We start from the raw sequence: 11,797 nt of genomic DNA on the forward strand, positions 1-11,797 counted from the left end.
TTTTATGCAGTATAGGTAGTGTGTACGCAGGTTTGCGCATCTTTTTCGGCTTTCTTAAGTCCAACGGTATCCACTTGAAATATCTCGCCTCTTTCCATACAACCTTAAAAGTTTCCCGTTATTTGTTTCGGGTGCTGGCAATGATGCTGTGGGTGCTCGGCGCGCTGATATCCGTTTTTTATATCAGCAAGATACTAAATGAAAAGGAGTCGGAACTGCGCCAGGAGTATAACCTGAGTTTTGATCAGTCTCAGGGGTATATTCGTCACGCCGCCGATATTGTTCGTGAGCTTAAATATTTAGCCGCCAACCGGCTGATGAACTCTGCCGGTATTCAACGTCAACCGACAGATGACGATCCTGCGTTATCTATTTATCCGTTATATCCCGGTGCAAATTGTTCGGTTAATTACGGGGAAAGTAATACTCCCTTGGCGTTGTTAAATGATTTTTTTTATGGCTGGCGTGAAAATTTTTCTGCGGTATACGACCTTAATCGGGTTTTTTTTGTTGGCGGCGATCGTCGGTGTATGGTGGATTTTGGTATCCGCAACCCGTCGCTTGACCGCGATAACCTGCTTAAAAATGTTCAGGATCGCTTTCTGGAGCAAAAAAATGCCGTCCAGTCAGTCGTGCGGGATGAAACCGTTTACTGGATTACGCCGGCATCAATACCGGATGTCGGTTATTTGTATGCCCTGACGCCAATTTATGCCGGTAATAAGCTGGAAGTGATTATGGGGATTGAGCAGACAATCCGCCTTGATGATTTCGTGACCTTAGGGAAATTCCCGATAAGTGTAAAGTTGCTCAATCAATATAACCAGACTGTTTTGCAGTTTTCTGAGGGGGCTGGTCGCTACACCTCTTCTGTGAGCAATTATCCGGCAGACCATAATTACTTTGGTTACGTGAATGGCTATGATGAAATTATTCTGAAAAAAAACCTGCCGCCCACCTCTTTCAGCATCGTTTATTCGCTGCCGCTAAAAGTATTACTGTCCCATATTGGTACGCTGATCGTTAATATGGTGGTGCTTAACGCACTGTCTGCCATATTGCTGTTTGTGCTTGCATGGCTCTTTGAGCGGAAAATGTTGTTGCCTGCTGAAGTCAATGCTTTCCAGTTAGGAGAAAACGAACAGTTCAATCGCAAAATTGTGGCATCTGCGCCTGTGGGTATTTGTATTTTGCGGATCAATGACGGCACCAATATTCTCAGTAATGAGTTGGCGCATAATTACCTGAATTTGCTTACCCATGAGGATCGTCTGCGTATTACCCGCATTATCTGCGAGCAGCAATCTAAATTTGTCGATGTGATGACCAGCAGAAACCATCACCTGCAAATCAGCTTTGTACACTCCCGTTATCGTAATGAGAACGTGGCAATTTGTGTGCTGTTGGATGTCAGCGCCCGTGTCAAAATGGAAGAGTCGCTACAGGAAATGGCCAATGCCGCGGAACAGGCGAGCCAGTCTAAATCGATGTTTCTGGCAACGGTAAGCCATGAATTGCGCACGCCGCTCTATGGCATTATCGGTAATCTGGACTTGTTACAAACCAAAGCCTTACCCAGGGATGCGAACCGTCTGGTTGCGGCGATGAATAATTCATCCTCGTTACTGCTGAAAATTATCAGCGACATCCTCGATTTTTCCAAGATTGAATCTGAACAGTTGAAAATTGAATCCTGTGAATTTGCCCCACATGAGGTCATCAGCCATATCACCAGTAATTACTTACCGCTGGTGGTGAAAAAACGTCTTTCGTTGTACTGCTTTATTGACCCGAATGTGCCGGTGAGCCTGTCTGGCGATCCGGTGCGTTTACAACAGGTTCTCTCTAATCTGTTGAGCAATGCCATCAAATTTACCGATACCGGATGCATTATCTTCCAGGTGGGCTGTCGAGATGGTTACCTGGAATTCCAGGTGCGTGATACCGGGGTGGGGATCCCGTCCCGCGAAACCGTGAAACTGTTTGATCCGTTCTTTCAGGCGGGGAGCGGCGTTCAGCGTCATTTCCAGGGCACGGGGCTTGGGCTGGCCATCTGTGAAAAATTGGTCAACTTAATGGATGGCGATATCACCATTGAATCAGATCCTGGGTTGGGCAGTCTGTTTGGTATCAGGCTTCCCCTCTATAAAGCACGTTATGTCCCGGTGGCGATTAATGCCGGTTTGCAGGGAAAAAGGTGCTGGCTTATGGTGCGCAATGCTCGGTTGGAGTCTTATCTGCTGGCGCTTTTATCGGCGCACGGCTTACAGGCTTGCCGCTATCAGCGCCAGACGATCGCCATAGATGATGTGATCATCAGTGATTATACGGTTTCGCTGGCATTTGAGGTGCGGGCGCATATTTTGATTAGTGGTTCGCATACCGGATCAGCACAGGAAATCCGCCACGGACATTGGGTGCATAGCACCTCTACGCCACATCATTTGCCTGATTTGTTGGAGAAAATTTACCGCTCGGATACCAATGACACATCGCATTCAACACTCTCAACACCGTTGACCAATTATGGCCGTATCGAGAATGGCGACATCATGATTCTGGTGGTGGATGACCATCCGATTAACCGGCGTTTGCTGGCGGATCAGCTTGGATCGTTGGGATATAAGGCGATGACGGCCAATGATGGTGTAGATGCATTGAGCGTATTGAGTAAAAATAAAATTGATATTGTGCTGACAGACGTCAACATGCCGAATATGGATGGTTACCGATTAACCCAACGGTTACGTGAATTAGGGCAGACTTTCCCGGTTATTGGCGTTACGGCGAATGCGCTGGCGGAAGAAAGGCAGCGCTGTTTACAGTCGGGTATGGATAATTGTTTATCAAAACCGGTGACGCTGGATATCTTGCAGCAGACATTGTCTGATTACAGTAATACGGTGCGTCAGGCCAGAGAGGCTTCAGCAACCTGAATGCCCTCGACTGGTAAGGGGCAGGGGCTAACCCATTGAAGATTTTGTCTCACTCCCCCCCTGAGAAGGGGAGGGAGTCTGTCATGGGGTTTTACTCACTCTTTTTCTGTTTGCGTTGAGTTGCCGTTAACCGAAGAGAGGTAGTTCAGCAGCGCAATATCGTTATCCACACCTAATTTTGTCATGGCGGATTTTTTCTGGCTGCTGATGGTTTTGATACTGCGGTTAAGTTTCTTGGCAATTTCGGTTACCAGAAAACCTTCGGCAAATAAGCGTAAGACTTCGCTTTCTTTCGGCGACAGGCGTTTGTCGCCATAACCGCTGGCGCTGATTTTTTCCAACACTTTGGAAACGCTGTCCGGCGTAAACTTTTTACCTTTCTGCAAAGCGGCCAATGCCTTGGGTAAATCGGTCGGTGCGCCCTGTTTTAGTACAATACCTTCAATATCCAAATCCAGCACGGCGCTCAGAATGGCCGGGTTATTGTTCATGGTCAGAACAATAATCGAGAGGTGTGGGAAATGACGTTTAATATATTTAATTAAAGTAATGCCATCGCCGTATTTATCTCCCGGCATCGACAAATCTGTGATTAAAACGTTGGCGTCCAGTTTCGGCAGGTTATTGATCAATGCTGTCGAGTTTTCAAATTCACCAACCACATTGACCCATTCAATTTGTTCAAGCGACTTTCTGATGCCAAAAAGGACAATAGGATGGTCGTCGGCAATAATTACGTTTAGGTTACTCATCGTTTAGGTTACTCATAGGTTGGCTACCTTGCTGCATCCCTTCTCCGTTCAAGTCGCTGGTGTGTTGGCTGCGCTTACTTACCCGAATCACTTCTGATGTAAGCTCATCGGGATTCGCCCGCTTGCCGCTTTCCTGCACCTTGAAATCTACTGGATGCAATAATGCACTGACAAATCCTCCAATTTCATGGAGGTTATTTTCGATCTGTACACTGTCGTGCGCGGTAATATGCTGTTCAAGCTGCTCACACAGTTGTTTGCCGGGATGCAGGTTTAACATGGCAAACACGCCTTTCAGCCGATGTGCCGTTTGTGCAAGTGACAAAAAATCGCCCTCTTGCGCCTCAGTATACAGTCTCTTTAAATCATCCGGTACTGTCTCAACAAACAGGGCATAATAATCACTTGATGCCAGTTGGTCGGCGTAAAAGCCGATATCGTGACTATCCCCTGTCGGCGCCGTATCCACTGGCGTTTCCAACTGTTGCTCAATCAACTTAAGCAATGCTTCCAGCAATAGCTGGCTGATATTATAATTCACCCGCAACCGATCGGGCCCCAGAGGAATTAACGCGGTATCATCGCCACTGAGCAATATAGAAGAGTTCGCCGTTCTTTGCGGATCGTCCGTGATGCACAGGTCTGCTTGTTGATTGATCTGACGGTCATCAACAAGCAGATAGTTGGCCCCCCAGCCAGTAAGCAGATGGCTGACAATGTGCCGTACTTCATCTGACGTGATATCCAGCAATACAGTGATGCCCTCCAGCAGTTTCTCTTCTTCAACCGGGAGGGCTTCCGGCTCCAGTTTTACCGTCAGAATATAGTGTGTTCCAAGCCCGGTTTTACTGTGGATATTCAACTTGCCGCCAAGTTTATGGCAGAGCTTATTGCACAGGAATAGGGTCAATCCTGAATTTTGACTGAAGCGATCGGATGTTGTTGGATTTAAAAAGGGGTAATTAAGATTATCCTGCTCGCTTCCCGCTATATCGGCGCCGGTATCGCTGACCCGAACAATCAGTTTTTCTGGCGCATTGCTATCATGATCGACGGAAACCGTAATCTTGCCGTAGTCGGTATTGGTAATCGCATAATTTAGCAGCAGCGACAGTATTTTTTTCAGCAGTTCACTATCGCCCAGATAGGTTTGATTAATATCCAGTTTGTAGTGATTAATCAGGCAAAGCCCTTTTTGATTAATTCTTGGCAATAGCTCCAGTAATAGATTATCGACTATTGCCAATGGGGAGAAACTGTCGTTGGCAGGCTTCCATTCCTGCGTTTCCAGTTTTTCCTGCAAAGCGATATTCTCCAACAATTCAAGGGACTGGCCTGCCTCTGTCAAGAGTTGCTGAATGATCTGCTGTTGTTCGGCAATATCATCGGTATGGCGAATGGAAAGTATATTTTGACGCAGAGAAAGCAGCGGCTGTTTGAATTCATTGAGTAGATTTCTGAACAGATGTCTCCTGGCCTGGACATTTTTCTCATATTCACGCTGGGCCAACTGAAGCTTTTTATTAACCAGAATCTCTTTATCCTGTTCACGCAGCAGAAATAGACAATAGTCCGGTGAATATTGACTGCGGAACTGACGTATTTCATACATCTCATTATTCACCGTGACCTGAACAACGCCCTGATGCTCATCGGCCATATTAGTGATTTTTTGCAGACTGAGATGTGGCAACAAATTCTCTGCCTGCTCGTTCTGCATAATAACTTTGTTGCTGCTAAAGTCATAAATCAGTATGCCCAGAGGAATTTGACCAAGCGCTTCATCATAGATATTTATCTGCTTGCGCAGGCGTTGTGATAAATCTTCGCCAGGGTGAGCATATTTGTGACGGAAAATATAAAAGCCGGAAAGGGTCAGGATCAGTAATGCCAGATTCAGTAATAGCAGCCAGACATTATTATGCAGCATATCAATGACCAGCGATTTTATTGGGATCTGGAACACCATTTTTACCGGTGCATTGACCAGCTGAGAAGATATCTCAAGCAATGAACCATTCAACTGGGCAACGGCCATATCTTCATTACTGTTATTGGTGTCAAGACCGGTTGGCGTGTCTTGCCGCAGAATGAAGTTTTCACGCGGCATATTGTCTGGGATCAAATCGTCAATAGGTAAATCGAAAGCAATAATGGTTGCCAGATGACCGGGCTGATTAAATGTGGTGCGCAGGGTGAAATAATAATCGTTGTAAAAACGCAGCTTACGGATAGGGGAGAAACTTTCACGCTCGTCTAATACATTAGCCTGTTGCAGCATTTCTGTCCGGCGCGCTTCGGCAATCGCGGTGATATAACTGCCCCGAAACTGGGATGAGATGTCTTTCAGCGTCTGGGTTGAAATCATCGTCAGACTGTTATCGATGCCGTTAAGATAGTACATGGAATAGACATCGTTTTCCGCGCCCCACAGAATGTCCAGATAGCGTGATATTTGGCGTACGGAATTTAAGGTCGCTTTATCATGTTGGCCGAATATCAGGGCATCGGTTTTTTGACCGTTTTTCTCCACGTAAAAAACATTCGGCATCAGATTAATGGAGTTTATATTAGGCTCACTGGCAGGCGTATCGCCATTCAGATTGCCATAAATCTGATAAGTAAAAAAACGATAAGTATCGATGCGTTTTTGTACACCCCGAGCAATATCCGTTAATGCGTGTTTTTTATATGTCAGCCAGTTACTGAGGTAGTTATAGCCAAGCATGCCGGTTATAAGGAGCAATAGCATGATAAACAGGGCAAAATAACGAATTATTATTGCGGGCATTGATTAACGCTCCTGATTAACGGATAACAGCACGCGCACTGGCGCTGACAAGCAATAATAATAGCGCGACGCAGCCAAATGCCACCGCCAGGCTACTTGCCTGCGCGATAAAGCCCAGTAGCGTCGGGCCAACCAGAATACCAGCGTAACCGACGGTAGTAATAGAGGCGATAGCCAGATTCGCCGGCATGATTTTTTGATTACCCGCTGCACTAAAAAGGATAGGAACCACGTTTGATGCGCCGATCCCTACCATCACGAAACCCAGAATAGCCGCCGCCGCGTGGTCGATGCTAATGGTCAACAGCAGGCCCAATGCCGCGCACAGGCTGCCGCCGGTAAGGATGGCATAACGTCCCAGCGCATTGACGATGCGATCGCCATTCAGTCTGCCCACCGTCATCGCGACGGAAAACGCCGCATAGCCGATACCTGCCTGCGCACTGTTCAGGTTGCGCTCTACGGTTAAAAACAGCGCGCTCCAGTCCAGTATGGCGCCCTCGGCCAGAAACATAATGAAGCACAGCAGACCGATAAACATCACCCAGCCGCGTGGGATCACAAATAGCGGGCCGCCCTCAGCCTGATTGGTGGTACGCAGCAGATGACGTTGCGCCAGAGACAGCAGCATCAGGAACAGGGCGACAATAATCAGAATCGCCGCCACGGGGGACAACCCCAACCACAGCAGAACGCTGACGCCACCTGCGCCCGCTATCCCGCCAATGCTGAAAAATCCGTGAAAGCCGGACATCATTGCCCGGCCACTGGCCTGTTCAACAGTGATCGCCTGAATATTCATTGATACGTCAATCATGCCGATGGTCGCGCCGAAAAAGAACAGTGTGATCGCCATCAGCGGCAGCGTGTCTGCTTGTGTCAGCATAGGCAACACCAGACAAAGCAAGGCGCTGGCCAGTAATATCACGGTTCGGCATCCCAGTTTGCTGGTTAACAATCCGGTAAGCGGCATTGCCAGTAACGAACCTATGCCAAGAGCAAGCAACAACATCCCTAATGAAGCGTCACTGATTGCCAGGCGATTTTTGACAAAAGGCACCAGCGGCGCCCAGGAGGCCATAGCAAAACCCGCGACAAAAAAAGTGATGCGCGTGGCTGCCTGCGCCTTTCTGCCTGGCTGTTGTTGTTTTATGCCGGATTCTTCAGAATTCAGTGTGGTACTCATAACCTGAACGACACTACCTAATGGACGTTATAAGGGCTTCTTTCTACCATAATTGCGTTGCTGAATCGAAGAGTTCGTGACTTCAAGCCGTCCGATGGCCGGATTATCAGATAAGGGAACGCAAGTTGTGTAAAAGATGAGCGGCGAGTTATCCGCTTTATCCTGCATAACCTCTCACCCACAGCGCCTTTTTTTCCCGTATAATCCCGTGCTTTACGTTAGGATACCGGGGTTACGGTGAAACAGCTTTCCGACCTGTTGCGGCATATGCAGCAGGATTTGCGCCAACCACAGCCTGCAAGCGCTGGTTTCAGACAGATAACACGTTCATTGACTATCAGCGAACCGTCTGAACTGTTGCCGTGGCTGGCAACACAACCCGTCTATCCGCAGTTTTACTGGCGGCATCGTCAGGAAAGTGAAGAGGCGGCGGTTTGTGGGCGGGTGTGTGGTTTTCAGCATATTCAGGCTGCCGAAGCGTTTCTTTTGCAGCAAGGTTGTGGCCGCAACGTGCGGATCTGGGGGATGAATGCCTTTAACCAGACACCCGGAGAGAGAGGACCGGCCGTATCTCCCAGCTATCTTTTTTTGCCTCGCGTCGAGTGGCGGCGGCAGGGCAATAAACTTAGCCTGCAAATTAATTTATTCAGTGAAACCTCATTACAGCAGGATGCGGATGAAGCGTCGGCATTCGTCAATTTGCTGCTGCCGGGGCGTCCACTGTTACCCTTGCAGGCCGAAATTAGAACGGTTGATCATCTGCCGGATCGCCAGAACTGGATCAATCTGCTACAGCAGACGCTGCTGGATATTGCCGCCGGGGAGCTGAAAAAGGTCGTTCTGGCAAGAGCAACGACGTTAACTCTGAAACAGCCGTTGCCGGCAACAACCTTGATGGCGGCCAGTCGTGCGGCCAATCACCATTGTTTTCATTTTATGCTGGCGCATGATGCCCGGCAGGCGTTTCTCGGTTCCAGTCCTGAGCGGCTTTATCGTCGCAAGGATACGCAGCTCGAAACCGAGGCGCTGGCAGGCACGGTGGCGAGCGATAAAGATGAGAGTAGGGCCGCAGCCCTTGCCAATTGGCTAATGAAAGATACGAAAAACCAGTGCGAAAATAGACTGGTGGTGGAAGATATTTGTCAGCGCTTGCGGCAGTCGGCATTATCACTGAATGTGATGCCGCCGGAAATTGTTCGTCTGCGCAAAGTGCAGCATCTGCGTCGTACCATTCAGGCGGTGCTGAGGGAAAGGTCAGATGTCGTTTGTTTCAATAATTTGCACCCCACAGCGGCGGTGGCCGGTTTTCCCAGAGCTGTTGCCCGTCGTTTCATTGCCGGGCATGAGCCGTTCGATCGCGGCTGGTATGCCGGTTCCGCCGGTTATCTCTCCCGCCAGCAGTCAGAGTTTTGTGTGGCATTGCGTTCGGCTGAAATCAGCGACAATGTCTTGAAGCTGTATGCCGGTGCCGGAATTGTGGCCGGTTCTGATCCAGAACAGGAATGGCAGGAACTGGAAAATAAGGCTGCCGGGTTAAAATCCCTGTTAGAGGGTGATATATCATAGTTTTGTTTTATGTCTGTTGTGCCCGGCGACGCTTTATATCAAAGTCGGCACTGTGAAAAAATATCATCATTACAAAAATCTGCCACCTAGAGCTGTTGAGTGAAGAATGTCAACAAGTGTATTTAATCGTCGCTGGGCCATGTTGCTGCTTGAAGCGTTGACCCGTCATGGTGTCCGCCATATCTGTATCGCGCCCGGCTCCCGTTCGACTCCGCTGACGTTGTCGGCGGTCGAACATGGCGCGCTGATTTGCCATACCCATTTTGACGAACGGGGATTAGGGCATTTGGCTTTGGGGTTGGCAAAAACCGCCCATGAGCCGGTGGCTATTGTGGTGACATCCGGCACGGCGGCGGCGAATCTTTATCCGGCGATCATTGAGGCAGGGTTGACCGGCGAGCGCCTGATCGTGCTAACAGCCGATCGGCCTCCCGAATTGATTGACTGTGGCGCCAATCAGGCTATTCGCCAGCATGGGCTTTATGCGTCCCACCCCATGCTGGCGCTGAATCTGCCGCGGCCTACGCCGGATATTCCGGCCCGCTGGCTGGTTTCTGCGCTGGATAGCGTCATGTCTCGGCTTACTCAGGGTGTGTTACACATTAATTGTCCGTTTGCGGAACCGTTATATGGCGATGATGATGGAGCCGTTTACCGTGACTGGCTGATGACGCTGGGCGACTGGTGGCAAAACCGCGAACCCTGGCTGCGTGAAATGCAACAGACAAGGTTAGTGGTTCAGCCTGACTGGGATGAATGGCGGCAAAAGCGCGGCGTGGCGATTGTCGGGCATGTCAGCCCGCAACAAGGGGCGCAAATTGCGCAATGGGCGAGCACACTTGGCTGGCCGCTGATTGGTGACGTGTTGTCGCAAAGCGGTCAGCCGTTACCCTGTGCCGATGTCTGGCTGGCATCTCCTGCGGCGCTCGAACGGCTGCGACAGGCTGAGATTGTGGTGCAATTTGGCGGTACTCTAACCGGGAAACGGCTGCTGCAATGGCAGGAACAGTGCCGGCCACGGGAATTTTGGCTGGTTGATGCGCTGCCTGGCCGTCTGGATCCGGCTCATCATCGTGGTCGCCGTCTGATTGCCGATATCAGTGACTGGCTTGCCGCGCACCCGCCCCTGGCGCAAGTTCCCTGGGCTGACGATCTGATCGCGGTCGCCCATCATACCCAACAGCAGGTTATAACCTATCTGGCACACCGTTTTGGTGAGGCGCAACTGGCGCACCGGATACCTGAACTGCTGCCGCCGGGAGGGCAGTTGTTCGTCGGCAACAGTCTGGTGATTCGCCTGATTGATGCGCTGGCGCAGCTACCGGCGGAATACCCGGTGTACGGCAACCGGGGAGCCAGCGGCATCGACGGGCTAATATCCACACTGGCTGGCGTTCAGCGAGGAAATAACAAGGCTACGCTTGGGATCGTGGGCGATCTTTCCGCATTGTACGATCTTAATGCGTTAGCGTTGCTGCGCCAGGCGCCTGCGCCGCTGGTGTTGATCGTAGTTAACAATAATGGCGGTCAGATCTTCTCATTGCTGCCGACGCCAGCAGAGCAGCGGGAAGCATTTTACTGTATGCCGCAAAATGTAGAATTTGGTCATGCGGCGGCGATGTTCGGCCTTAACTATGTCCGGGCCGACAATTGGCAGCAGATAGCCGATTCCGTCGCCAGTTGCTGGGATCGCGGCGGCGTCACGCTGCTGGAGGTGGTGGTGCCGCCGAAAGAGGGCGCCCAAACGCTGAACGCGTTAGTGTCGCAGGCGGCGGCGTGGTAATGCTGCACTGTCGGAAAATCACCCAGGCGGGCGTTTCTTCCTCACGGCCCTGGCTGGTGTGTTTGCACGGTCTGTTAGGCAGCGGTGAAGACTGGCAACCGATAGCGCCTTTTTTCCATGACTGGCCTTTACTGCTGGTGGATTGGCCAGGACACGGCGGTTCGCTCGGCGTGACGTCCAGCGGTTTTGCCCAGGTCAGCCAGCAGTTAACCGCCGCGCTGCAACAGCAGGGCGTTGAGAATTATTGGCTGCTGGGGTACTCGCTGGGTGGCCGTATTGCCATGTATCATGCCTGTTACGGGCAAAATAAAGGCATGAGAGGGTTGCTGGTGGAAGGGGGAAACCCCGGTTTGACGCAGCCGCAATGGCGTGAAGAGCGCCTATTACATGATGCCCGCTGGGCGCGGCGTTTTCGCCGTGAACCGATAGACGAGGTATTGAACGATTGGTATCAACAGGCGGTGTTTGCCGATCTAAACGCGGTTCAGCGCGCCGGACTGGTTGCCCGGCGCTGCCATAATCATGGCGCGGCGGTGGCGGATATGCTGGAGGCCACCTCACTTGGCCGGCAGCCCTGGCTGGGAGATAAACTCCGGCAACTGGCTTTCCCTTTTGCTTATCTGTGCGGCCTCGAAGACGCTAAATTTCAGACGCTGGCCGAGCAGCATAACTTGCCGTTATTGAGTGTGGCTCAGGCCGGTCACAATGCGCATCAGGCGAATCCGGCGGAGTTTGCCGCACGGATACTTTCTTTTATTTCGTCCCCCGTTAAGGATTAATCAT

7 protein-coding genes are annotated in these 11,797 nt (G+C 50.5%); 4 read left to right on the plus strand and 3 right to left on the minus strand.

Going from position 1 to position 11,797, the window contains the following annotated elements; all coding sequences use genetic code 11:
• Window positions 1–74 precede the first annotated feature (74 nt).
• Entirely contained in the window at window positions 75–2,936 is a 2,862-nt protein-coding gene (gene rcsC, locus BIY29_RS01765; protein ID WP_240629912.1) for a two-component system sensor histidine kinase RcsC, read from the plus strand.
• A 95-nt stretch (window positions 2,937–3,031) separates the two neighbouring features.
• On the opposite strand, the gene rcsB is transcribed toward rcsC, so the two are convergent.
• Genes rcsB through BIY29_RS01780 form a run of 3 tightly spaced genes read right to left on the minus strand, consistent with a single transcriptional unit; the run spans window position 3,032 to window position 7,665 of the window.
• Complete coding sequence (rcsB, locus tag BIY29_RS01770) at window positions 3,032–3,688, minus strand: response regulator transcription factor RcsB (protein ID WP_121573205.1); 657 nt, start codon at window positions 3,686–3,688, stop codon at window positions 3,032–3,034.
• Complete coding sequence (rcsD, locus tag BIY29_RS01775) at window positions 3,681–6,479, minus strand: phosphotransferase RcsD (protein WP_121573207.1); 2,799 nt, start codon at window positions 6,477–6,479, stop codon at window positions 3,681–3,683. Before rcsD ends, rcsB begins: the two co-directional genes overlap by 8 nt.
• Before the next feature lie 16 nt (window positions 6,480–6,495).
• Window positions 6,496–7,665, minus strand: coding sequence for an MFS transporter (locus BIY29_RS01780; protein WP_121573209.1), 1,170 nt, complete (start codon window positions 7,663–7,665; stop codon window positions 6,496–6,498).
• Window positions 7,666–7,902: 237 nt separating this feature from the next.
• Here BIY29_RS01780 and menF point away from each other — a divergent pair, with 237 nt between their 5' ends.
• The 3 genes from menF to menH all read left to right on the plus strand — a co-directional run bounded on the left by menF (window position 7,903) and on the right by menH (window position 11,793).
• Window positions 7,903–9,231 (plus strand): isochorismate synthase MenF, encoded by a 1,329-nt coding sequence (menF, locus tag BIY29_RS01785; RefSeq protein WP_121573211.1) that lies wholly within the window; start codon window positions 7,903–7,905, stop codon window positions 9,229–9,231.
• 106 nt (window positions 9,232–9,337) lie between these two features.
• Window positions 9,338–11,014: a 2-succinyl-5-enolpyruvyl-6-hydroxy-3-cyclohexene-1-carboxylic-acid synthase gene (gene menD / locus BIY29_RS01790; protein ID WP_121573213.1), complete on the plus strand. Its 1,677-nt coding sequence runs from the start codon at window positions 9,338–9,340 to the stop codon at window positions 11,012–11,014.
• Window positions 11,014–11,793, plus strand: coding sequence for a 2-succinyl-6-hydroxy-2,4-cyclohexadiene-1-carboxylate synthase (gene menH, locus BIY29_RS01795; RefSeq protein WP_121573215.1), 780 nt, complete (start codon window positions 11,014–11,016; stop codon window positions 11,791–11,793). The genes menD and menH overlap by 1 nt, the downstream gene beginning before the upstream one ends.
• Window positions 11,794–11,797: the final 4 nt, after the last annotated feature.

The sequence above is a fragment of the Brenneria alni genome (genome assembly GCF_003666245.1).
Classification (GTDB): Bacteria; Pseudomonadota; Gammaproteobacteria; order Enterobacterales; family Enterobacteriaceae; genus Brenneria; species Brenneria alni.